A 21,858-nucleotide genomic window follows, 5' to 3' on the forward strand; every position below is an offset into this window, starting at 1 on the left:
TTTTCTCCCGGATGGAAGAGGCCGTTCAGGCCTTGCGTCCCATCATGCAGAAGAAGAAGCCATCGGTATTGGTTGAGGCTGGGGTCAGGGTGACGGTCTTCATGTCGGCCGACCAGGGCTGCGGCTTGTCAATGCCGAACAGACCTGCCCAGGCATCGGCGCCAGACAGGATCTCGAATTCCGGATTGTCCTCGCAGAAGCTGTAGACCTGCGCCTCGTTTTCTTCGGGCAGCACCGAACAGGTGACGTAGATGAGACGGCCGCCGGGACGCACGAAAGGTGCGGCGCCCGCTAGCGCCTCCTGCTGCTGCGAGAGGCGCTCCTCGAGATTCTTCTGCGTCAATCGCCATTTCGTGTCCGGGCGGCGGCGCCAGGTACCGGTGCCGGTGCAGGGCGCATCGACGAGAACGCGGTCGAACTTGCCGGCAAGCGGCATCAGCCCTTCGAGACGGTCATGGACCTGGACATTTCGGGTCCCTGCCCGCTTCAGCCGTTCGATGATCGGCGCCAGACGCTTGCGGTCCGTGTCATAGGCATGCACCTGGCCCTTGTTGTTCATGGCCGCCGCCATGGCCAGCGTCTTGCCGCCGCCACCGGCGCAATAATCGAGAACCTGGTCTCCTTCCTTCGGCATGACGAGATCGGCGACGATCTGCGATCCTTCGTCCTGAACCTCGAACCAGCCTTTCTGGAATGACAATTCGGCCGTCACATTGGGCAGCCGCGACGGCCCCTCGCCCGCCTGCACGCGAATGCCTTGCCGCGCGATCACGGTCGGCTCGACGCCGCTACGCTCCAGCGCCTTCAACACTTTCTCGCGGGACGCCTTCAGCGTGTTGGCGCGCAGATCAAGAGCGGGACGCCCCGCCAACGCCTTTGCCTCGGCAAGCCAGTCCTCGGAGAAATTTTCCTCGAAGGACGGCTGCACCCATTCCGGGATATCGCCCTGCACATAGAGCGGGGCGTCTTCCAGCTTGCGGCTGGCGAAAGCCGCCTTCATCTCTTCGGTGAGGGGTTCGGGGGCGAACCTGTCGCCCTCCAGTTCGGCCGCCAATTGTTCCGGGGAAACGCCCCATTGGCGGAACATGACGGCATGGCCGAGCGCCGTGGCGCTGTCGCTGTCCATCAGCCAGGCGTGGGAGAGTTTCATGCGCAGGGCGTCGTAGACGATATTGCCGATTGCGGCGCGATCGCCGGATCCGGCAAAACGGTGCGCCAGTCCCCAGTCCTTGAGGGCGTCGGCCACGGGACGCTTGCGCGCCTCAATATCGGCAAGAACCTCTATGGCTCCGGCGAGCCTGCCACCCAGTCGCATCTTTCAAACTCCATTTTCCGCCGTGGTAGCGGTGATGGCCGTCAAGAGCAAGCCGGGATGCGGCGGCAGGTGACGATTGCTGACCAGATGCGAGGTCGTGGCCGATACCGGAGGCAGAAGCGCCATTCCCGATCATGCCGGATCAAACCCGGCCGGAACAAACTCCGGACAGGCACGTTTTCGCCGTCAGCTGACGACGCGATAGCAGATGCTGGCGGTTCCCGAGCGGATCATGCCGATATGGGAGGCGGCAGCTTTGGAAAGATCGATGACGCGGCCGCGAATGAAGGGACCACGGTCGTTGATGCGGACGACAACCGTCTTGCCATTACGCTTGTTGGTGACGGCGACCTTGGTGCCGAATTTGAGGTTCCTATGAGCGGCCGTCAGATATTTGGCGTTCATCCGTTCGCCGGACGCGGTGCGCGAGGAAAGCGCGTACCAGGATGCACCGCCGCAGCCAGATCCTGCAGCGTGGCTTGGTGTTACCGATGTAAGAGTTGCCCCCAAGGCAAAAATAGCTGCCATTGCAGCAGACGCGAATTTGATCTTGATCAAATCGACGACCCCTTCGTTTGAAAATTAGTTAAGTCTTACGAAGTATCCGCTTGTCGGGGGAAAAGATGGCGAAAAAGTGCTTCAACCTTTAACGTTGCATTAGGAAATATTGACGATCTACAAAAAATTAAAACTGCGAAATTTTGAAATTCTGTCACATACTCGCAGAAGTGCTTTGAAATCAGGCGTTAGTCTGAAAACGCCGTGCCAGCGGGCTCCCAGCCCCGGCCGCGATATAAAAAATGATTCAATTTTTTTAAAAGCGCCTTAATTGGTCGATTTGAAAGCTAAAAAATCGTAATATCTCGTTCAGGTTGCATATCGACGCAAGAGCAAAGACTCATATTCTTGCCAATTTTTCAGATTAAAATCGCTGGAAATTAGCAATGTTTCAGCGTTTAAATCTTATACGTATCGGAATAGATCATAGTCTTTCCATGATCGCTTATACTTGAAAGATCATCCGCGCCAATGGCCGCCATTCCATAATTCCGCTAGCGAAATCCGATAGTCTGGAAACCGAAAGACGAAGCCGAGATCGCGCAGGCGCGCATTTGAAACCCGTTTGTTCTCGCCATAGAACGACCGCGCCATGGGAGATAGTTCGGCCTCCTCGAAGGGGATTTCGGGCGGCGCGCTGACACCCATCAGCCGTGCAGCCTCGGCAACGATATCTTGCGGCGGCGCCGGCTCATTGTCGGTGACGTTAAAGATGCCACCGATCGATTTCTCCGCCAGAAAGAGTGCCGCGCCTGCGATATCCTCCACCCGGATGCGGTTGAAAACCTGGTTTGGCTTGATGAGGCGGCGGGCCGTACCGGCTTCGAGATTGCAGAACGCATTGCGACCGGGGCCGTAGATACCTGCAAGCCGCAGCACCGCGACCGGGATATTGCTATCGCGGCCAAAGGCAAGCCAGGCCTTCTCCGCTGCCACACGCTCCACGGAGCGGGCGGAAACCGGCTCCAATGAAGTCTCCTCCGTGACCCATGCGCCGCCGTGATCACCATAGACGCCGACTGTCGAGAGATAGCCTGCCCATTTCAGGTTCGGCATCAGTTCGGCAAGCGGTGGCGTTTCGGGGCGCATCATCGGACCCCCCTCACGGCCCGGCGCGATGGACTGGATCAGGTGCGTCGTCCGCTTCATCACTGTGGCGAGTTCCGGCGAGATGTTGACGCCGTCATAGACAAGCGCATCGATGCCAAGCGCGCGAAGGCCGCCGAGTTTGTCTTCCGACCGCGTCGTTCCAGTGACCGATTGCGCCAAGGGCAAAAAGGCCTTGGCAATGGCCGAGCCGGAAAAACCGGCACCCAGGATCAGAACATGCATCAGACAACTCCTCCCAGTTTCCATTCGGCGAGCACCTCGTCGTCAGTCTCGCCTTGCCGTCTTGCCGCAAAATCCAAGAAATCGCCAGCCTTCATCAATCGTGAAAGCGCCCAGACCGCCATGCCGCGCACCGTTGGCGACGTATCCTTCGACAAAGTCGCGCAGACATCAATCAGCCCCGCATCGCCGGAATTGCCGGCGGCGATCAGACAGTTGCGCACGAACCGGTCGCGGCCGATGCGCTTGACCGGTGAGCCGGAGAAGAATGCACGGAATGAAGCATCATCGAGCATCAACAGGAAGGACAATGGCGGTGCCCTCAAATCTTCGCGCGCCTTCAGTTTCATCTCGGAGGCTGTGGCGGCGAACTTGTTCCACGGACAGACGGCAAGACAGTCGTCGCAGCCATAGATGCGATTGCCGATCAAAGGCCGCAGGGCCGGATCGATCGGCCCCTTGTGCTCGATCGTCAGATAGGAAATGCAGCGGCGCGCGTCGATTTTGTAGGGTGCAGGAAAGGCATTGGTCGGGCAGGCATCGAGGCAGGCGCGGCACGAGCCGCAATGATCCCGCTCGGGTTCGTCAATCAGCAGGTCGGCCGTGGTGAACAGGCTGCCGAGAAACAGCCAGGAGCCGAATTCGCGACTGACGAGATTGGTGTGCTTGCCCTGCCAGCCGAGCCCCGCCTGTTCGGCCAGCGGCTTTTCCATGACGGGCGCCGTATCGACGAAGACCTTGACGTCTTCGCCCGCCCTCGCGGCAAAACGCGTCGCCACCTCCTTGAGCTTGCCCTTGATGACGTCGTGATAGTCGCGGTTCTGTGCATAGACCGAAATGGCCCCACGATCGGACCGTTCGAGAATGGAGCGCGGGTCCTCCTCAGGCCCATAATTCATGCCGAAGAGCACGACGGAGCGCACATCGCTCCACAGCGCACGGGGATCGGCGCGGCGATCCGCCGTCTCCGCCATCCAGTCCATTGTGCCGTGATAACCCTGGCCAAGAAAATCGGCGAGCCGTTCCGGTGCCTGCGGAATGGAGTCCGGGCGCGTTATGCGGCAGACGTCGAAACCTTTGTCACGGGCCTCGTCCTTGAGGAAGCTGGTGAGCGCCCGGCGCCTCTTGTCGAGTTTTTCCGCCCGGAGCGCATCGCCGGGCACGGGGCTCTCTTGTCGCTGGCGCATGATATTGACCGAAAACCGATTCATGAGTTCCCGGCATCATGCCCTAAAAATCGAGATCAGCGTAGTGCGATACGGGGGTAACGCCGCGCACGCGCTCCGCAAGCAGCGGCCTGAAGGATGGCCGGGATTTCAGCCGCTGGTACCAATCCTTCACCGCCGGAACCTCCGCCCAATCGATCTCGCCGAGATAATCGAGCACGGAGATCGCGCTAGCGGCGGCAAGATCCGCATAGGACAGCCGGTCACCGGCCAGATAGGTGCGCGAGCCGGCAAGCCAGCCCAGATACTTCAGATGCTGGCGAATATTCGAACGCGAGGTGCGCAGCACCTTCGAATCCGGCGCGCCGCCGCCCTGGTCCGGCGTCATCTGCAGCTTGAAAATGCGTTCACGGACCAGCGGCCGCGTCACATCGGCTTCCATCTTCTGCAGGAACCATTCGGCGAGACGGCGGATTTCCGCGCGCTGGAACGGGTCTTCCGCCAGAAGCCTCCGGTCGCGCTTGAGAACACCATTGGTCTCGTCGAGATATTCGGAAATCACAGTCGCGCCACAGAGCGCCCGCATGCTGTCATCGACATAGACCGGCAGGGTGCCTGCGGGATTGAGCGTCAGGAAATCACGCCGCTTCTCCCAGGGCTGCTCCTCAGCCAGTTCCGTCTGATAACCGTATTCCGAAAGGATCAGGCGGACGAACCGTGAAGAGGTGGACATGGGGTGGTGGTAGAGAGTTGGCATGAGATATCGGGTTTCGTCAGTTCGATTGGGGGGGATGGTTTGTCGCGGCGGTTTGGTCTGGCCACGACGCGTTTGAAAAAGCTATAGGAACTTGCTGCCGCAAACACAAGCGAATCAGCCAATGCCCTTCGATGGTCCCAGACCTTAACCCCCAATGCTTCAGGGATACTTAATTCATGGCCGATCAATCGATCATCAGTGCGCTTGTTCTCGGTTTTGTCGAGGGCCTGACCGAATTCATTCCGGTGTCCTCGACCGCGCATGTGCTGCTTGCCGGGCATTTCCTCGGCTTCAAATCGCCGGGAAACACTTTTGCCGTCCTCATCCAACTCGGCGCCATCCTTGCGATCCTGCTCGTCTATTTCCAGCGGCTCCTGTCGATCGCGACAGCCCTGCCCTCGAGCGCCAAGGCACGGCAATTCGTCCTGTCGATCCTTCTCGCCTTCCTGCCGGCTGCCGTCATCGGCGCCTTTGCGCATGGTTTCATCAAGAGCGTGCTGTTCGAAACGCCGATGCTGATCTGCATCGTGCTGATCCTCGGCGGCGTCGTCCTCTTTGCGATCGACCGTTTGCCGCTGAAGCCGAGATATCACGACGTCATGGACTATCCGCCGTCGCTCGCCTTGAAGATCGGGCTTTTCCAATGCCTGGCGATGGTCCCCGGCACCTCCCGCTCGGGCGCGACGATCGCCGGCGCGTTGCTGATGGGGACCGACAAGCGTTCCGCTGCCGAGTTCTCATTCTTCCTCGCGATGCCCACCATGCTCGGCGCCTTCACGCTCGATCTCTACAAGAATCGAGCCGCGCTGAACTTCGATGACGTGTCGCTGATCGCCGTCGGCTTTATCGCCGCGTTCCTGGCGGCGCTGGTCGTCGTGCGCTCGCTCTTGAACTTCGTCTCCAGTCGCGGCTTTGCACCGTTCGCCGTCTGGCGCATCGTCATCGGCGCGGCTGGCCTCGTCGGCCTCTGGCTGGTCGGCTAACCGCAATAAAAAACCGCATGCATTCCCTTGCGAGACTGCATGCGGTTCCCTGGCCCCCGCCATAAAACTGCGCCGCCTCAAAATGAGACGGAAATTCCTATTCGGCGAGCTTGCCGATCGAGGCCGTGGTGCAGGGGTCGACGCCATAGGCCGGCGCACAGCTGTGATTGCTGGCGACCGTCTTCGGCGCAGCGAAGGATCCAGCCAGAACGATAAGTGCCGCGCACGCAAAGAAAATTGCGATCGACTTGCCCATGAAAAATGTGCCTCTCAAGATGATATAACGGCGCCGTTTCCTCTGAACCGAGGGGGGCGGCGCGGCTGTTGTCTATGCGCTGGAACAGCCGTTATCAATATCGATAGATGCTGAATCTACGGTAAAGAACAATCGCTTTTTTGAAGTGCGGCAGAACTGCAACGCTTTGGTTTGAGGCGGGCAAAAAGAAGCCGCCGGTGGGGCCGACGGCCTTCATTGCAACCCGATTTTGACGAGGTCAAGGCGCAGTCAAGCCGCGCCGCCGGACCGCGTATACTGTCCCTGAGGACGGTAGCGCACCATGTAGGATGGCAGGATCGCTTCGACCGACGTCGGCTCGATGTCGAAAGCCTGCAACGTTCGGCCTTCGGCCTGTGCACTATCGGAAACGACGTTGTCCCTCTTCAGCAGGATGACCTGGTCGGGCGTGATCGGCGGCGCCACGAAGGGCACCAGCGAGGCAATGGACCCCATCAGCGAGGCAATGCCGAAGGGAATCGGCAGCAGCGTGCGCTTGCGTCCGATGGTCTTCAGCATGATCTCGAGACAGTTTTTGAAGGTCAGGACTTCCGGCCCGCCGAGTTCATAGATTTTGCCCTTGGTAACCTTGCCCTCGATTGCCTTTGCAACCGCTTCGGCGACATCCGCGACGTAGACCGGCTGGAATGCCGTCTTGCCGCCGCCAACCAGCGGCAGGGCCGGCGAGAAGCGGGCCATTTCAGCGAACTTGTTGAAGAAACTGTCCTCGGGTCCGAAAATGATCGACGGACGCAGGATGACGGCTTCGGGAACGGTTTCCAGGATCGCCTTTTCGGCCCGGCCCTTGGATTTCGCGTAAAGCGATTCGGCATTGGCATCGGCGCCGATGGCGGAAATATGCGTCAATGTCGCGCCGACACCACGCGCGGCCTCGGCCACGGCGCGGGCGCCAAAATCCTGAACCGAATCGAAGGTATTGCGGCCGCTTTCGAACAGGATGCCGACGCAATTGACGACATGATCGGCGCCGTGCACCGCCGCATCGACCGATTGACGGTAACGCAGGTTGGCCTGAACCAATGAGATCTGGCCGACATTGCCGAGCGGCTGCAGGAAGCCGGCGAGATCCGGACGGCGGACCGCGACGCGGATGCGGAAACCGCGCTTTGCAAGCGCCCGCACAACATGACGGCCGACAAATCCGGACCCGCCGAAAACGGTAACGAGCGGGGGGAGATTGGACAAGGTCATGGCGCAGGCACTCCTGATCTTCAGCATGGCGTAGGTGAGCTACATAGCCCAATCATCGGGCGACGGGAAGGCTTATCGCAGCGGCTTTTCTGCCGCTTTCCGCCGCAGCATGGGACGCCGCTCAGACGCCTTCGACGACCACCATTTCGGCGTCGGCTACTTCCTGCCGGATCGCGGCGGCGATCTGGTATTCGGGGGAATTATAGCACTCTACGGCCGCCTGTAGCGACGGGAATTCGATCACCACGTTGCGGGCCCGAACATCGCCCTCCAGGCGCTGGAATGCGCCGCCGCGGGCAAGAAAATTGGCGCCGTATTTTTCAAAAGCCGGCTTTGCCGCCGCGACATAATCCTTGTAGCGCTCGGGATCGCGGACATCGACCCGCGCAATCCAGTACCCTTTCGCCATGACCGTCTCCCTATTTTCACCGCAACTTCCGCTTCTTCCGTCAATTCACTTGACCGGTCAAGGCGGGGGCTCTCTTTGCAGAATGGGACCTTCGAAGGCCGCTGCGCGAGAAGAAAGGCAAAGAATCCCGGCAGCCAAGTCCGCCGTCTGGCTCAACTCACGCAATGGTGCCCAGCGGTACTTGGCAGCAGGGCAACACGAATCGTTAGAGCGCGCCTCTCATTTCATCGAGAATGGCGAGCGCTGCTGCCCTTGGATCGGCGGCCTTGACGATGGGGCGGGCGACGACGAGGTGGCTCGATCCGGCGGCAAGCGCATCCGCCGGGGTCATGACCCGCTTCTGATCGCCCCTGTCGCTGCCGGCCGGACGGATGCCGGGGGTGACGATCGCCATGTCGGGACCGACGATCTTGCGCACCGCGGAGGCTTCCTCGGCCGAGCAGACGATACCGCCCATGCCGGCCACCCGCGCCTGTTCGGCGCGGCGAAGCACCAGTGCACGCGGATCATATTCATAACCGGCGTCGATGACGTCCTGCGCATCCATCGACGTCAGCACCGTAACGCCGAGCAAGCAGAGGTCCGAGCCGCGCGCGGCCTCGACGGCCGCCTTCATCGCTTTCGGATAGGCGTGCAGCGTCAGCATCGACATGCCCATCTTGACGATGTTCTCGACACCCTTGGCGACCGTGTTGTCGATGTCGAGCAGCTTCATGTCGAGGAAGACCTTCTTGCCGTCGGCGGCGAGGTCGCGGGCGAATTCGAGCCCTCCGGCGAAGGCCAGCTGATAACCGATCTTGTAGAACAGCACGTCATCACCGAGCGTTTTGACGATCGTCTCGGCTTCGCCGATGGTGGGGATATCAAGGCCGACAATCAGCCGGTCGCGCGCGCTTGCAGTCATTGTTGCCATCCTTGCCAGAGCTCAAACGGCCCCCAATCGCATGCAAGGGACCGGTCCGCAAGGGCAAATGCAAAGAGATTTCCGCCACCGCCTCGTTGGTCATGGCTACGCGCGATTGGCAGGCCAGCGAGATGGCATTTCAGCAATGTGCCGACGCCGCCGTGCCCGACGAAGGCGATCGGTTTGGAACAATCGTGCTGGTCAAGAACGGAATACACCGCCGAGACAATACGGGCTTGAGCGTCGACGGCGCGCTCCCAGCCGTGAAAACTCTGATCCGGATGGGCGAAGAACCGGTTGGCCGCCTTCTCGAATTCGTCCGGCACGAGAAATCCTGTCGCCGAGCGATCGTTCTCGCCGGCATGTTCCAGCACCTCGACCTCAATGCCGGCCGGCCTTGCGAGGATTGCCGCCGTTTCCAGCGCCTTGGTCTCGTCGCTCGACAGAATGCGCGTGAGCTGTATTGCCCAACCACATTGCGCGGCCATCTCCGATCGCGCTGCGCCAAGCTCGGACAATCCCCAACGCGGAACCGGCACATCCGGGTCGATGCGAACCTGCGGATGCGTGACGTAGATGCCGAACATCAATCTGTCTCAATGCGTCTTGCGGTAGACCCACAGTTGCGCAGGCGGAATGTTGCGCACGACGAAGTCATAGTGGGAGATCTGATAGCGATCCGGCATGGCGACGACCGGCGACAGCGGGCCATAGGAGATCTGGACGACCGGCCGACCAACCGGAATGCGTGACAGCAGATCCTCGATCAGCGACACCCTCATATGCATCGGGAAGTTCAGAAGCGGCACGGCGGAAACGACGCTGTCGAACTGCTGGTCCTTGCGCGCGCCCAGCGTCTTTTCGAGATCGAAGGCGTCGCCATTGATGAAATCGACGCCGGGATAGGTCTTGACAAGGTGCTGATAGAAATCCGTGGAGAATTCGACGGAGACCAGGCTCTGCGGCTGCACGCCATTCTGCAAGATCGCCTTGGTGATGACACCGGTGCCGGGGCCAAGCTCGAGAACGGGAAGGCCCGAATGCGGATTGACGACGCTTGCCATTCGTCGGGCGGTTATTCCAGATGTCGGCACAATCGAGCCGACTGCCTTCATATTGCTCCGCCATCCCTTGAAGAAACGAATTTCCTCGTCAAATTTCTTGCCAAGACGCTCTTTCAGACGAAAATTCATGCGCATCTCCACCAATACGTCGCCCGCGCCCTGAACAGTACATCATGCCTGTCGTTGCAGCGCAGCCGTCTTCAATCACGACTTGATTATGTGTCGCTGACTGCGACAAAAACAAGTCGTTTCGCGTCATTAAATCAACATGCCAACAGCTCACTTGCCCGCCAGCGCGTGAACACGCTGCAACAGCCTTGTGGCACCAACAGGTGCATGTCGACCCGGAACGACAACGGCCGGAAATCGTCCCGGCCGTCGCTTCAAACCTGAGATGGCTCTTGAGGCCTAGACGCGCATCGGCATCAGAACATAGAGCGCGTCGTCGCCTGCCATGTCACGGACCAGCGTCGGCGAGCCGGGATCGGCGAGCATGAAGACGGCGTCGGTGCCGGAAAGCTGCGCGGTGATATCGAGCAGATATTTGGCGTTGAAGCCGATTTCCAGAGGATCGCTATCATAGCCGACCGGCAGTTCTTCCGTCGCACTTCCCGAATCCGGGTTGTTGACGGTCAGCGTCAATTGCCCGTCCGAAAGGGCCAGCTTGACGGCACGGCCGCGCTCGGAGGAGATCGTGGACACGCGGTCGACGGCCTGGGCGAAGGACTGGCAATCGATCTTCAGTTCCTTGTCGTTGTTGGTCGGAATGACGCGCTGATAATCGGGGAAGGTGCCGTCGATCAGCTTCGAAGTCATGATAATCGAGCCGATGGTGAGCCGGATCTTGGCATCGGAGACCTCGACCGTGACAACCACATCCGGATTGTCGACCAGCTTCTGCAGTTCGCTGACGGTCTTGCGCGGGATGATGATGCCCGGCATGCCTTCGGAACCGGCCGGCGCTTCCAGATCGGCGCGGGCGAGACGGTGGCCGTCGGTGGCAACAGCGCGCAGCTTGAGCTGGCCCTTGCTTTCGATCGTGTGGATATAGATGCCGTTCAGATAGTAGCGGGTTTCCTCCGTCGAGATCGCGAACTGGGTGCGATCGATCAGCATCTTCAGGTCGGTGGCCTTGATGCGGAAGCTATTTGTGAACGTTCCGGCGGTGAGATCCGGGAAGTCGGACTGCGGCAGGCACTGCAGCGAGAATTTCGAGCGGCCGGAGGCGACCGTCATCGCCGTACCCTCGGCATTGGTCGCCAGCAGGACCTCGGAGCCGTCCGGCAGCTTGCGCACGATGTCATAGAGCAGATGCGCCGGAACCGTCGTCGCGCCAGCCTGCTCGACCTGCGCCGGCGTCGCTTCGGTGATTTCCAAATCGAGGTCGGTTGCCTTCATTTCGAGGCTTGCACCATCGGAGCGCAAGAGCACGTTCGAGAGGATCGGGATGGTGTTGCGCCGCTCGACCACGCGGTGAACGTGGTTCAGCGACTTCAGGAGATTGGACCGCTCGAGAGTAATGCGCATGGGATGCTACCGCTTTCAACCATCGCCGGAGTTCGCGTCCGGCTTCTACTTTTAGACTGCCCCACGGGCTGTAAAGATGTGGACAGGCAAAATGGCAGAAACAAGCCGTGAAAAGCAAGGGGTAACGGCGACCGGACCCCAGTAATGTTCGCCACGGCCGGAATTCGCCGCTCTTGCCGAAGCTCGACCGCTCACCCATAAAGGTCAGGCGCCGGTTTGACGGCGAACAGCGGTATAAGGGTACGCAGTTTTGGAAAAGCAGGCATCGGGCGAAACACAGGCAAGCGAGAAGCACAAAAGCTACCGGCTGCACACGATCACCGTTCCGGCCCGCCCGCTGGAACCGGCGCTCTATCTTGTCGCCACCCCGATCGGCAATCTCTCCGACATTACCCTTCGTGCGCTCGAAACGCTGGCCGGCGCCGATGTGCTTGCCTGCGAGGATACCCGCGTTACCCGCGTGCTGCTCGACCGTTACGGCATCGTCAACCGGCCCTATGCCTATCACGAGCACAATGCCAACGAGGTCGGTCCGAAACTGCTGGCGGCACTCGACGAGGGCAAATCGGTCGCTCTCGTCTCCGATGCCGGTACGCCGCTGGTCTCCGATCCCGGCTATCGTCTCGGCCAGATTGCTATCGAGGCCGGCCACCGCGTCGTTCCGATCCCGGGCGCTTCCGCCCCACTTGCAGCACTTGTCGGCTCCGGACTTCCCAATGATGCTTTCCTCTTCGCGGGCTTCCTGCCCTCCAAGGACAAGGCGCGCCGCGACAGGCTTGCGGAACTCGCCACCGTTCCTGCCACGCTGATGTTCTTCGAATCCCCGCATCGGATCGCCGCCACAATCGTTGCCGCCCATGACGTGCTTGGCGGCGAACGCCGCGCCGCCGTCTGCCGCGAACTGACCAAGACCTTCGAGGAGTTCCGCCGCGGCACGCTGGCCGAGCTCAAGGCCTTTTATGACGAAGGTGCCACCGTCAAGGGCGAGATCGTGCTTGTCATCGGCCCGCCGGACGCACCGGCGGCACCGGAGGCGGATGACGTCGATGCCATTCTCTTGAAACTGGTCAAGGATATGCCGACCGGCAAGGCGGCGACCGAGGCAGCCAAGCAGACCGGCCTCAACCGCAGGGACCTTTACGACCGATTGCTGGAGCTCAAGGGCCGGGATGAACCGTGAGCCGCCCGACAGGAAAAGATTGAAGGCGCTCAGGCGCGGCTCGCTCGCCGAGTACCGCGCGGCCCTGTCGCTCCTGATGAAAGGCTACCGCATCGTCGCCTTCCGCTATCGCACCAAACTGGGCGAGATCGACATCATTGCACGCAAGGGCAATCTGATCGCCTGCGTCGAGGTGAAGGCCCGCCGCTCGCTGAACGATTCCGTTTTTGCGGTTTCGGATTTTGCCCAGCGACGCATTCGCGCGGCAAGCGATCTGTGGCTGGCGAAACAGCCGGATTTTGCCCATCTTTCGGTTCGTTACGACATTATTTCCGTTATCCCCTGGCGTTGGCCGATCCACCTTCCCGATGCCTTTTGAACAGCTGCGCACAGTTGTAATTGAACCGACACAAAAGCGTTATCGCCACGTCATGAAAGGCCAGTAGCCGGTTCCTCACCTTAACCCTGGTGAAAGGAACTGCCATGATCAGGAAATTCACGATGACCGGCCTCGCGCTGGCCTTCTCCGCCACCTCCTCGCTCGCCGCGACCAACATCAGCTGGTGGCACGGCATGGCCGGCCGCAACGGCGAAGTCATCAACGAAGTCGCCCAGAAGTTCAATGCATCGCAGACGACTTGCGCGCTCACCCCGGTTTCCAAAGGCACCTACGAGGAAGCGCTTGCTTCCGGCATCGCCGCTTTCCGTTCGGGCGAACAGCCGAACATCCTGCAGGTTTTCGACGCCGGTGCAGCGACGATCATCAACGCCAAGGGCGCCGTCATTCCGGCTGAAGACCTGATCACCAAGGCAGGCTACACGTTCGACCGCAACGCCTTCATCGACGGCGTTCGCTATTTCTACGCCGACAGCGAAGGCAAGTTCGTCGGCATGCCGTTCAATTCTTCGGCCCCGATCATGTACATCAACGACGAAGCCCTGAAGAAGGCCGGCGTCGAAGCGCCGAAGACCTGGGAAGAATTCGAAGCCATCGCTCCGAAGCTCAAGGAAGCCGGCTTCATCCCGCTCGTCCAGTCGCAGCTGACCTGGCAGTTCACCGAGAACTTCTTCTCGCGCAACAACATCCAGTTCGCCACCAACAACAACGGCTATGACAGCGTCGTCGATACTGAGCTGAAGGTCACCGACCCGAACCTCGTCATGATGTTCGAGAAGCTGAAGGCCTGGAAGGACGAAGGCTATTTCGGCTTCTACGGCGCCGGCTGGAACGACAACCAGAAGATGTTTGAAGAAAACAAGGCGGCCCTCTGGATCGGCTCTTCGGGTTCCTTCGGCGGTCTGCAGAAGACGGCGCAGATGCCGTTCTCGGCAACCTTCCTGCCCTATTGGGGTTCGATCAAGGGTGCAGGCACCTCGTCCTTCATCGGCGGCGCTGCCCTCTTTGCAATGTCCGGCAAGTCGGATGAAGAAAACAAGTGCGTGGCCGACTTCTTCCAGTTCCTGACCTCGCCGGACGTGCAGAAGTTCTACCATCAGGCAACCGGCTACGTCGCCATCACCAAGGCGGCCTACGAGCTTGCCAAGGCTGAAGGCTACTACAAGGAGAAGCCGGCCGCCGAAATCGGCATCAAGCAGCTGCTGCTGCCGGCCGGCGAATGGTCGAAGGGCTATCGCCTCGGCTTCTACCCGCAGATCCGCGAAATCATGGAACGCGAATACGGCCGCATCTTCTCGGGCGAAGTCTCGGTCAAGGATGCCTTCGACACGATCGAGAAGGAAGGCAACGAACTTCTCGCGCGGTTTGCCAAGACGGCTGGCTGATCTCTGGGTTTAACCCTCCCCCCCTTTTTACATGAACTGGGTGGGGAGGGTCGGAGCGAAGCGACGGGAGGGGTTCTTCCTTCAAAGGAAGGCCCCTCCCCAACCCCTCCCCACAAGGGGGAGGGAGCTTCTTCCGCAAGCGCCGAAACATTTTCGCCATTCAAGGCCGCATCATGACGAACACGCCCTTACCCTCGGCAATGTCCGGAACAGTCCCCGCCCCTGCTGCAGGCGGGCTATCGGGTTTCTTCGGCCCGCGCGCATCCCGCAGCAAGCCACCGGAGGATACATCGGCAAAGCGCGTGCAATTTTCCTCGCCGCTGCTGCCCTATCTCTTCCTCGCGCCGCAGATGGCGATCATCTTCATCTTCTTCTACTGGCCCTCGGTTCAGGCGATCCAGTCGTCCTTCTACCTCGAGGACCCCTTCGGCTTCGGCTCCACCTTCGTCGGGCTTGCCAACTATATCGACGTGCTGAAATCAACCGAGTACCTTGGCATCGCCCGCTTCACGGCCGTCTTTACAGCCCTCGTCACCTTCTTTTCCCTGGCAATCGGCCTCCTGCTTGCCGTCAAGGCCGATGGCGTGATCCGCGGCAACGCCACCTACAAGACACTGCTGATCTGGGTCTATGCCATTGCGCCACCGGTCGCCGGCCTGATGGGCATGATGATGTTCGATCAGCATATCGGCCCGCTGGTGAAATTCGCCGCCTTCTTTGGCTGGGATATCAAGGTCGGCCTCGACTACTATGATACTGCGTTTGCGATGATCGCCGTCTCGGTCTGGAAGCAGATCCCCTACAATTTCATCTTTTTCCTGTCCGGCCTCCAGGGTATTCCGGTCTCGGTGCGCGAGGCAGCGCTGATGGACTGCCGTTCCGGCTTCCGCCGCTTCTGGACCGTCACCCTGCCGCTGCTGGCACCGACGGCCTTCTTCCTCCTGATCATCAACACGACCTACGCCCTCTTCGACACCTTCGGCGTGATCGACGTGATGGTGAAGGACAAGGCCGCCAACAACCCGATCACGCTGGTCTACAAGGTCTACATGGACGGCTTCCGCGGCAATGATCTCGGCGGCTCCTCGGCCCAGTCGGTCATCCTGATGATCATCGTCTTCGTGCTCACCATCTTCCAGTTCCGCTTCATCGAGCGGCGCGTCCACTACAGTTGAGCGGAGGCGAGACCATGCATCGCACGAAACTTTTCGATCACTTCATCCTGCTCTTCGGCGTCTTCATCATGGTCGGCCCGCTGCTGGTCGCGCTGATGACCTCCAGCCACGAGGCGGCCGACATCCATCGCAACGGCCTGCAGATTCTGCCCGGAGGGCATTTCGTCGACACCTACGAGACCGTTCTGACCAGGCAGGGTGGCTTCACCGGCCAGATCACCGGGCTCCGGATGATGATGAACTCGCTGATCCTCGGCCTCGGTTTCGCTGCCGGCAAGATCATCCTGTCGATGCTGGCCGCCTATGCGCTGGTCTATTTCCGCTTCCGCTTTGCGACAATCACCTTCTGGATGATCTTCACGACGCTGCTTTTGCCGCTCGAAGTGCGTATCCTGCCGTCCTACGAGGTGATGAACACGCTGAAGCTGACCAACACCTATACCGGCCTGATCGTGCCGCTTTTGGCATCGGCCACCGGCACCTTCTATTTCCGCCAGTTCTTCAAGTCGATCCCCGACGAACTACTGGAAGCTGCCCGCATCGACGGCGCCGGTCCGTTCAAGTTCTTCATCGACGTGATCGTGCCTTTGTCGAAAACGATGATGGCGGCAATCTTCATCATCATGTTCGTCTATGGCTGGAACCAGTATCTCTGGCCGACGCTGATGACGACCGACGAGAGCTTCTTCACCCTGGTGCGCGGCATCAAGCAGATCCTGCTGGTCTGGGTCGGCTCCAACATTCCCGATTACAATCAGGCCTTCGCCCTGGCGATCCTCGCCATGCTGCCGCCGGTGATGATCGTCATGATCTTCCAGCGCTGGTTCATCAAGGGCCTGACCGAAAGCGACAAATAAAGGAGACTTGGGCCATGGCAGCGATCAACATCTCGGGTGTCTCGAAGATCTACGCCGGCGGCGTCGAGGCGGTGAAATCCGTTTCGATCGACATCGCCGATGGCGAGTTCATCGTGCTCGTCGGCCCCTCCGGCTGCGGCAAGTCCACCCTTTTGCGCATGGTGGCCGGGCTCGAGGCGATCTCGAAGGGCACGGTGGAAATCGGCGATCGCGTCATCAACAATGTCGAACCGGCCGAGCGCAACATCGCCATGGTCTTCCAGAACTATGCGCTCTATCCGCATATGACCGTCTACAACAACCTCGCCTATGGCCTTAAAAACCGCGGCACGCCGAAGGCCGAGATCGATGCCCGCGTCGCCGAAGCCGCCCGCATGCTGGAGATCGAGCAATACCTGACCCGCAAGCCGCGTGCGCTGTCCGGCGGCCAGCGCCAGCGCGTCGCCATGGGCCGTGCCATCGTGCGCAAGCCGGCTGCCTTTCTGTTCGACGAACCGCTCTCCAACCTCGATGCGAAACTGCGCGTTTCCATGCGCGGCGAGATCAAGCAACTGCAGAAGCGCCTCGGCACGACCTCGCTCTACGTGACCCACGACCAGCTCGAAGCGATGACGCTGGCAGACCGGCTGGTGGTGCTGAACGGCGGCCAGATCGAACAGATCGGTCGGCCGCTCGACGTCTATCACACGCCGGCCTCCACCTTCGTCGCCAGCTTCATCGGCTCTCCCGCGATGAACCTTCTGCGCGGCACCCGCGAAGGCGGCCGCCTGCATTTCGGCTCGCAGGTGCTGGAAACCGGCGGCCTGTCCGCCCTGCCCACCGAACTCACCGTCGGCATCCGCGCCGAAGACCTGCGTCTCGCCCGCGCGGGCGAACGGTCGCTGACTATGAAAATCGATTACATAGAGGAACTCGGCGCCCAGCGACTGGTCCATGGCACCGTGGACGGCAAGAAACTGACGGCGGCGCTATCGCCGGAAATCGAACTCGCCGACACCATAGCCCTGACGATCTCCCCGTCGCGCCTGCATTTCTTCGACACCGCGACTGGCAGGAGGCTGGCGCAAGCCCTCGATGGTCTCGGTGGCAGGCGCGAGGTTGCGAGCGCGCTGGAGGCGGCTGTCGGGCGATGGTGAGACGGCAAATGCTGCAATGGCCGCTTACGGCCCTTAGCTGCCATTCAGATGCTGCGGCAAGAACACCGGATTGCCTAGCTCTCAAGCCGTCCTGAGGGCAGTGAGGTCGCAGTTTTCAAGGAAGGCCAAGTTCGCTTCGATTTTGTCTAAGGGCCAATCCCACCAAGCAATATCGAGAAGTTCGTTAATTATCTCGATGGGATAGCGCATCCGAATGACGGTGGCCGGGTTTCCTCCAACAACTGCGTAGGGTGGAACGTTGCGAGCAACGACCGACGCAGCAGCTACGATCGCGCCTGCACCGATTTGCACACCCGGCATGATCGCTGCGTCGTGGCCAATCCATACATCGTGACCGACAACTGTATCCCTCACTGGCAGGTCTTTGTAGCCGAAGGTCTCGGGTTTGAAGATGCGGAATGGATAGGTGCTGAAGCCTGTCATCGGATGATTGGCTGAACTTGTGATAAAGTAACTTCCCCGAGCGATCTGGACAAATTTACCGATTACTAGGCGCTCGCGGACGCTATGACCCAGATAGGGTGCGAGTATTTTGGCAGTGTCCTCCGGTTTCCCAGAGTGAGTGTAATAGCTGTATTCGCCGATCTCCATGCGCGGATGGTCAATAACGTTCTTCAGATAGACCGTGTCGCTATAAAGCGTGCCGTCCGGCAGAGTGATTGGATGAGTTGCATTCGCATCGAGAAGAGGCATGAAGAACACTTTTCAGAAGAAGGCCAGCGCAATTACACGGCCGAAGCTAGTCCGGAAGAGCGATGGAATCCATCGCGCTACCCAAACGCTTTCATCAATAATTTGAATGGCGATACTCTCAACGCTTTTCGGGTAGCATCTGCGATGACCGCTCATGGCGCAAAGCCGCCGCCTGCACCACCTCGAAACGGCTGATGGCATTCGCTTCAAAATCCCCAAAAATTTTCCCCGTCCATCCCCGCCTTTTGCACCCGTGCCATACTCCCTTTCGTCCCGCCATCGGATACACCGGAAAGCGTTGCCGGCGAGGCGGGGCCGGTGCCTTCGGTCTGTGTTTGAAACGCAGGCGCGGCCGCGGGGGCCTGCAGAAAATGGTTTCCCTCTCGCTTGAAAAAGAGCGGGGCGTGCCTGTGAGGCACACATGAGGACCGGCGACTGGTATGTCGGAAGACAGGCCTTTCGTGGCGCGGCGGAAATTCCGCGAGCGCCACCCTGGTAAAGGTGCCGACCATCCGCGCAGAGAAACCGCAGTTGCAGGCAAAAACCACCGAGACGGGGCACGTCGCGTGTCACCTACACTTAACTACCTGAGGCACCCGACGTGCCCCGGCCGATCCCGCCTGGCCCTTGAGGCCGGCGAACCGAAAATGACTAGGCCACGGGCGAAAGCCGCCGCGTGAAGGCCTCGCCGCGCCAAGTGGGGAAGTCGACAGAAATCTGTAGGCTTCCGCAGACGCGATTTGATATAGACAGGCCTGTTCTACAACGACGCCCACGATCAACAGGAAACGACCCATGGCGAAGATCATCAATGTCGCGATCCAGATGGATCACGTGTCTGGCATCAACATCGCGGGTGACAGTACCTTCGCCATGGGCCTCGAGGCGCAGGCGCGCGGCTACAAGCTGTTCCATTATACGCCGAACCAGCTTTCGCTGCGCGACGGCCAGATCTTCGCCACCGTCCAGCCGATGACGCTGCGCGACGTCAAGGGTGACCACTATACGCTTGATGACGCCGAACGCATCGACCTGTCGACCATGGACGTGGTGCTTTTGCGCCAGGACCCGCCCTTCGACATGGCCTACATCACCTCGACGCACCTGCTCGAGCGCGTCCACCCGAAGACCTTGGTGGTCAACGATCCGGCCTGGGTGCGCAACTCGCCGGAAAAGATCTTCGTCACCGAATTCCCCGACCTGATGCCGAGGACGCTGATCACCCGTGATCCGGCCGAGATCGCCAGCTTCCGCGCCGAGATGGGCGATATCATCCTCAAACCCCTCTACGGCAATGGCGGCGCCGGCGTGTTTCATTCGACAAGGGACGACCGCAACCTCTCGTCGCTTCTGGAAATGTTCGGCCAGATGTTCCGCGAGCCCTTTATCGCGCAGGAATATCTGCCGGCCGTGCGCAAGGGCGACAAGCGCATCATCCTCGTCGACGGCGAGCCGGTCGGCGCCATCAACCGCGTTCCGGCCGACCACGACGCCCGCTCCAACATGCATGCCGGCGGCAAGCCGGAGCCGACCGAACTGACGACGCGGGAAAAGGAAATCTGCGCCCGCATCGGGCCTGCTCTGCGCGAGCGCGGCTTCCTGCTGGTCGGCATCGACGTGATCGGCGACGTCATGACCGAGATCAACGTCACGTCGCCCACCGGCCTTCGCGAAGTGAAGAAATTCGGCGGCGCCGATATCGCCGCCTTGCTCTGGGACGCGATCGAGCGCAAGCGCGCCTGACACAGCAGATCCAACCGAGGCGTTCACCTGCCTCGGTTGCGCATGGATACAACCCGATTTCATCCCACGGATGTTCACGGTTGTTCCGCTTCGTTCGCGAAATACAACCTGACTCAACCTCGCCGATTATCGCCGTCGAGTATGTTCGATAATTGTTCTTGTTTTATTCCGTTATTCGTGCAAGATTTTCCACCACAACCGGCGAAGGTTGTGGTGGCAGGGATTGAGCCTGCCTCGCGGCAAGAGGGGCAATCATGGTCGCGCGTGTCAGTACGGTTGCATTTCAGGGCATCGAAGGCGTGCCGGTCGACGTTCAGGTCATGGTCGCGCCTGGAAAAGTTGGCATGCAGATCGTCGGGCTTCCCGACAAGGCAGTGGCCGAAAGCCGGGAGCGGGTCCAGGCGGCACTGCATGCCTCGGGGCTATCGCTGCCCGCCAAGAAAGTCACCATCAATCTCGCGCCGGCTGACCTGCCAAAGGAAGGCAGCCACTTCGATCTTCCCATCGCGCTCGGCCTGATGGCGGCGCTTGGCGCCATTCCCGCGGATGCGCTTGGCGGCTACGTCGTCATCGGTGAACTCAATCTCGACGGCACGATCGCCGCCGTCGCCGGCGCGCTCCCCGCCGCGATCGGCGCCAACAGTCTCGGCAAGGGGCTGATCTGCCCGTTCGACAGCGGCGCGGAAGCCGCCTGGGCCGGTAGCGAAATCGATATCCTGGCGCCGCGCAGCCTGATCTCGCTCGCCAATCATTTTCGCGGAATCCAGGTCTTGTCGCGGCCGGAGCCTGCGGTGCGTGCCAGCGCCGCCAACATGCCGGATCTCGCCGACATCAAGGGCCAGGAAAGCGCCAAGCGGGCGTTGGAGGTGGCCGCGGCCGGAAACCACAATCTCCTGATGGTCGGACCGCCCGGCTCGGGCAAGTCGATGCTTGCCGCCCGCCTGCCCTCCATCCTGCCGCCGCTCTCTCCCGCCGAGCTGCTCGAAGTCTCGATGATCCACTCGATCGCCGGGCAACTGCCGGGCGGCAAGCTGTCGGACCGCCGCCCCTTCCGCACGCCGCACCATTCCGCCACCATGGCGGCGATGATCGGCGGTGGCCTGCGCGCCAGGCCCGGCGAAGCCTCGCTTGCCCACAACGGCGTGCTCTTCCTCGACGAATTTCCGGAGTTTACCCCGCAGGTGCTTGATGCGCTGCGCCAGCCGCTCGAAACCGCCGAATGCATCATTGCCCGCGCCAATCACCGCGTGACCTACCCCGCCGCAATCCAACTGGTGGCGGCGATGAACCCTTGCCGCTGCGGCATGGCGGGCGAACCCGGTCATACCTGCGCCCGCGGCCCACGTTGCGTCTCCGACTATCAGGGGCGCATTTCCGGGCCGTTGATGGACCGGATCGATATCCGCATCGATGTGCCCTCCGTCACCGCCGCCGACCTCATCCGCCCGGCGCCGGCCGAGCCGAGTGCCGTCGTCGCAAGACGCGTAGCCCGCGCCCGGGAAATCCAGGCGGATCGCTTCATCGCTTTCGGCATGCCGGAAATCCTCTCGAACGCGCGTTGTTCGACATCCATGATCGAGAAGATGGCCGAGCCGGATGCCGGCGGCCTGCAATTGCTGCGCGACGCTGCGGAAAAAATGAAATTTTCGGCGCGCGGCTACCACCGCGTCCTGAAAGTCGCCCGCACACTCGCCGACCTCGACGAAAAGCTGACGGTTGGGCGCATCCATCTGGCCGAGGCGATTTCCTACCGCATTGCCGGTGAACGCTTGACGGCCGCGGCATGAGCAGGCG

The 21,858-nt window shown here is 60.7% G+C and carries 23 protein-coding genes; 9 read left to right on the plus strand and 14 right to left on the minus strand.

All coding sequences use genetic code 11. The annotated features are described in order from the left end of the window. Positions 1-25: 25 nt before the first annotated feature. From ACSQ3F_RS04505 to ACSQ3F_RS04530, 6 genes are all read right to left on the minus strand, one after another. Entirely contained in the window at positions 26-1,315 is a 1,290-nt protein-coding gene (locus tag ACSQ3F_RS04505) for an RsmB/NOP family class I SAM-dependent RNA methyltransferase (RefSeq protein WP_436099127.1), read from the minus strand. 3 nt (positions 1,316-1,318) lie between these two features. Continuing rightward, complete coding sequence (locus ACSQ3F_RS04510) at positions 1,319-1,441, minus strand: hypothetical protein (RefSeq protein WP_436099128.1); 123 nt, start codon at positions 1,439-1,441, stop codon at positions 1,319-1,321. Between the two features lie 60 nt (positions 1,442-1,501). Next, a complete protein-coding gene (locus tag ACSQ3F_RS04515) occupies positions 1,502-1,843 on the minus strand; it encodes a septal ring lytic transglycosylase RlpA family protein (protein ID WP_436102037.1) in 342 nt (113 codons plus the stop codon). 489 nt (positions 1,844-2,332) lie between these two features. Further along, the gene (locus ACSQ3F_RS04520; RefSeq protein ID WP_436099129.1) at positions 2,333-3,205 is read right to left on the minus strand and encodes an SDR family oxidoreductase; all 873 of its coding nucleotides are present in this window, start codon (positions 3,203-3,205) and stop codon (positions 2,333-2,335) included. After that, positions 3,205-4,365: a tRNA epoxyqueuosine(34) reductase QueG gene (queG, locus tag ACSQ3F_RS04525; protein ID WP_436102038.1), complete on the minus strand. Its 1,161-nt coding sequence runs from the start codon at positions 4,363-4,365 to the stop codon at positions 3,205-3,207. Before queG ends, ACSQ3F_RS04520 begins: the two co-directional genes overlap by 1 nt. A 67-nt stretch (positions 4,366-4,432) precedes the next feature. After that, the gene (locus tag ACSQ3F_RS04530) at positions 4,433-5,125 is read right to left on the minus strand and encodes a glutathione S-transferase family protein (RefSeq protein WP_436099130.1); all 693 of its coding nucleotides are present in this window, start codon (positions 5,123-5,125) and stop codon (positions 4,433-4,435) included. Between the two features lie 176 nt (positions 5,126-5,301). Between ACSQ3F_RS04530 and ACSQ3F_RS04535 the strand changes: the two genes are divergently transcribed. Beyond that, a complete protein-coding gene (locus ACSQ3F_RS04535) occupies positions 5,302-6,108 on the plus strand; it encodes an undecaprenyl-diphosphate phosphatase (protein ID WP_436099131.1) in 807 nt (268 codons plus the stop codon). Between the two features lie 97 nt (positions 6,109-6,205). On the opposite strand, the gene ACSQ3F_RS04540 is transcribed toward ACSQ3F_RS04535, so the two are convergent. The 7 genes from ACSQ3F_RS04540 to dnaN all read right to left on the minus strand — a co-directional run bounded on the left by ACSQ3F_RS04540 (position 6,206) and on the right by dnaN (position 11,498). Next, on the minus strand, positions 6,206-6,364 hold the full coding sequence (locus ACSQ3F_RS04540; protein WP_018323843.1) for a hypothetical protein: 159 nt from the start codon (positions 6,362-6,364) through the stop codon (positions 6,206-6,208). A 249-nt stretch (positions 6,365-6,613) separates the two neighbouring features. Next, the gene (locus ACSQ3F_RS04545; RefSeq protein WP_436099132.1) at positions 6,614-7,594 is read right to left on the minus strand and encodes a complex I NDUFA9 subunit family protein; all 981 of its coding nucleotides are present in this window, start codon (positions 7,592-7,594) and stop codon (positions 6,614-6,616) included. 121 nt (positions 7,595-7,715) lie between these two features. Beyond that, positions 7,716-8,003, minus strand: a complete 288-nt coding sequence (locus ACSQ3F_RS04550; protein WP_436099133.1) for a DUF1330 domain-containing protein — start codon at positions 8,001-8,003, stop codon at positions 7,716-7,718. A 205-nt stretch (positions 8,004-8,208) separates the two neighbouring features. Next, positions 8,209-8,907: an orotidine-5'-phosphate decarboxylase gene (gene pyrF, locus ACSQ3F_RS04555; protein ID WP_436099134.1), complete on the minus strand. Its 699-nt coding sequence runs from the start codon at positions 8,905-8,907 to the stop codon at positions 8,209-8,211. Then, positions 8,904-9,494, minus strand: a complete 591-nt coding sequence (locus ACSQ3F_RS04560) for a histidine phosphatase family protein (RefSeq protein ID WP_436099135.1) — start codon at positions 9,492-9,494, stop codon at positions 8,904-8,906. Before ACSQ3F_RS04560 ends, pyrF begins: the two co-directional genes overlap by 4 nt. Before the next feature lie 9 nt (positions 9,495-9,503). Continuing rightward, on the minus strand, positions 9,504-10,100 hold the full coding sequence (gene pmtA / locus ACSQ3F_RS04565; RefSeq protein ID WP_436099136.1) for a phospholipid N-methyltransferase PmtA: 597 nt from the start codon (positions 10,098-10,100) through the stop codon (positions 9,504-9,506). A gap of 279 nt (positions 10,101-10,379) precedes the next feature. Beyond that, positions 10,380-11,498, minus strand: a complete 1,119-nt coding sequence (gene dnaN, locus ACSQ3F_RS04570) for a DNA polymerase III subunit beta (protein ID WP_349436928.1) — start codon at positions 11,496-11,498, stop codon at positions 10,380-10,382. Positions 11,499-11,748: 250 nt separating this feature from the next. Between dnaN and rsmI the strand changes: the two genes are divergently transcribed. From rsmI to ACSQ3F_RS04600, 6 genes are all read left to right on the plus strand, one after another. Further along, positions 11,749-12,678 (plus strand): 16S rRNA (cytidine(1402)-2'-O)-methyltransferase, encoded by a 930-nt coding sequence (rsmI, locus tag ACSQ3F_RS04575; RefSeq protein WP_436099137.1) that lies wholly within the window; start codon positions 11,749-11,751, stop codon positions 12,676-12,678. Then, entirely contained in the window at positions 12,668-13,036 is a 369-nt protein-coding gene (locus ACSQ3F_RS04580; RefSeq protein WP_436099138.1) for a YraN family protein, read from the plus strand. The genes rsmI and ACSQ3F_RS04580 overlap by 11 nt, the downstream gene beginning before the upstream one ends. Positions 13,037-13,140: 104 nt before the next feature. Further along, positions 13,141-14,439, plus strand: a complete 1,299-nt coding sequence (locus ACSQ3F_RS04585) for an extracellular solute-binding protein (protein WP_436099139.1) — start codon at positions 13,141-13,143, stop codon at positions 14,437-14,439. A 350-nt stretch (positions 14,440-14,789) separates the two neighbouring features. Further along, on the plus strand, positions 14,790-15,614 hold the full coding sequence (locus tag ACSQ3F_RS04590) for an ABC transporter permease subunit (RefSeq protein ID WP_436102039.1): 825 nt from the start codon (positions 14,790-14,792) through the stop codon (positions 15,612-15,614). A 14-nt stretch (positions 15,615-15,628) separates the two neighbouring features. Then, the gene (gene ugpE / locus ACSQ3F_RS04595; RefSeq protein ID WP_436099140.1) at positions 15,629-16,471 is read left to right on the plus strand and encodes a sn-glycerol-3-phosphate ABC transporter permease UgpE; all 843 of its coding nucleotides are present in this window, start codon (positions 15,629-15,631) and stop codon (positions 16,469-16,471) included. 14 nt (positions 16,472-16,485) lie between these two features. Then, entirely contained in the window at positions 16,486-17,607 is a 1,122-nt protein-coding gene (locus tag ACSQ3F_RS04600) for a sn-glycerol-3-phosphate import ATP-binding protein UgpC (RefSeq protein ID WP_436099141.1), read from the plus strand. A gap of 81 nt (positions 17,608-17,688) precedes the next feature. Here the strand turns inward: ACSQ3F_RS04600 and ACSQ3F_RS04605 are convergent, their stop codons facing one another. Then, entirely contained in the window at positions 17,689-18,321 is a 633-nt protein-coding gene (locus ACSQ3F_RS04605) for a CatB-related O-acetyltransferase (RefSeq protein ID WP_436099142.1), read from the minus strand. Positions 18,322-19,116: 795 nt separating this feature from the next. Here ACSQ3F_RS04605 and gshB point away from each other — a divergent pair. Continuing rightward, positions 19,117-20,064, plus strand: coding sequence for a glutathione synthase (gene gshB / locus ACSQ3F_RS04610; RefSeq protein WP_436099143.1), 948 nt, complete (start codon positions 19,117-19,119; stop codon positions 20,062-20,064). 254 nt (positions 20,065-20,318) lie between these two features. Beyond that, on the plus strand, positions 20,319-21,851 hold the full coding sequence (locus tag ACSQ3F_RS04615; RefSeq protein WP_436099144.1) for a YifB family Mg chelatase-like AAA ATPase: 1,533 nt from the start codon (positions 20,319-20,321) through the stop codon (positions 21,849-21,851). Positions 21,852-21,858: the final 7 nt, after the last annotated feature.

The sequence above is a fragment of the Pararhizobium sp. LjRoot238 genome, from assembly GCF_964252955.1.
Classification (GTDB): domain Bacteria; phylum Pseudomonadota; class Alphaproteobacteria; order Rhizobiales; family Rhizobiaceae; genus Pararhizobium.

Coding starts and splice junctions, on each gene's coding strand:
- ACSQ3F_RS04505 (WP_436099127.1), bottom strand. CDS start 1,315: ATGCGACTGGGTGGCAGGCTCGCCGGAGCCATAGAGGTTCTTGCCGAT.
- ACSQ3F_RS04510 (WP_436099128.1), bottom strand. CDS start 1,441: ATGGCGCTTCTGCCTCCGGTATCGGCCACGACCTCGCATCTGGTCAGC.
- ACSQ3F_RS04515 (WP_436102037.1), bottom strand. CDS start 1,843: ATGGCAGCTATTTTTGCCTTGGGGGCAACTCTTACATCGGTAACACCA.
- ACSQ3F_RS04520 (WP_436099129.1), bottom strand. CDS start 3,205: ATGCATGTTCTGATCCTGGGTGCCGGTTTTTCCGGCTCGGCCATTGCC.
- ACSQ3F_RS04530 (WP_436099130.1), bottom strand. CDS start 5,125: ATGCCAACTCTCTACCACCACCCCATGTCCACCTCTTCACGGTTCGTC.
- ACSQ3F_RS04535 (WP_436099131.1), top strand. CDS start 5,302: ATGGCCGATCAATCGATCATCAGTGCGCTTGTTCTCGGTTTTGTCGAG.
- ACSQ3F_RS04540 (WP_018323843.1), bottom strand. CDS start 6,364: ATGGGCAAGTCGATCGCAATTTTCTTTGCGTGCGCGGCACTTATCGTT.
- ACSQ3F_RS04545 (WP_436099132.1), bottom strand. CDS start 7,594: ATGACCTTGTCCAATCTCCCCCCGCTCGTTACCGTTTTCGGCGGGTCC.
- ACSQ3F_RS04550 (WP_436099133.1), bottom strand. CDS start 8,003: ATGGCGAAAGGGTACTGGATTGCGCGGGTCGATGTCCGCGATCCCGAG.
- pyrF (WP_436099134.1), bottom strand. CDS start 8,907: ATGACTGCAAGCGCGCGCGACCGGCTGATTGTCGGCCTTGATATCCCC.
- ACSQ3F_RS04560 (WP_436099135.1), bottom strand. CDS start 9,494: ATGTTCGGCATCTACGTCACGCATCCGCAGGTTCGCATCGACCCGGAT.
- pmtA (WP_436099136.1), bottom strand. CDS start 10,100: ATGAATTTTCGTCTGAAAGAGCGTCTTGGCAAGAAATTTGACGAGGAA.
- dnaN (WP_349436928.1), bottom strand. CDS start 11,498: ATGCGCATTACTCTCGAGCGGTCCAATCTCCTGAAGTCGCTGAACCAC.
- ACSQ3F_RS04580 (WP_436099138.1), top strand. CDS start 12,668: ATGAACCGTGAGCCGCCCGACAGGAAAAGATTGAAGGCGCTCAGGCGC.
- ACSQ3F_RS04585 (WP_436099139.1), top strand. CDS start 13,141: ATGATCAGGAAATTCACGATGACCGGCCTCGCGCTGGCCTTCTCCGCC.
- ACSQ3F_RS04590 (WP_436102039.1), top strand. CDS start 14,790: ATGGCGATCATCTTCATCTTCTTCTACTGGCCCTCGGTTCAGGCGATC.
- ugpE (WP_436099140.1), top strand. CDS start 15,629: ATGCATCGCACGAAACTTTTCGATCACTTCATCCTGCTCTTCGGCGTC.
- ACSQ3F_RS04600 (WP_436099141.1), top strand. CDS start 16,486: ATGGCAGCGATCAACATCTCGGGTGTCTCGAAGATCTACGCCGGCGGC.
- ACSQ3F_RS04605 (WP_436099142.1), bottom strand. CDS start 18,321: ATGCCTCTTCTCGATGCGAATGCAACTCATCCAATCACTCTGCCGGAC.
- gshB (WP_436099143.1), top strand. CDS start 19,117: ATGGCGAAGATCATCAATGTCGCGATCCAGATGGATCACGTGTCTGGC.
- ACSQ3F_RS04615 (WP_436099144.1), top strand. CDS start 20,319: ATGGTCGCGCGTGTCAGTACGGTTGCATTTCAGGGCATCGAAGGCGTG.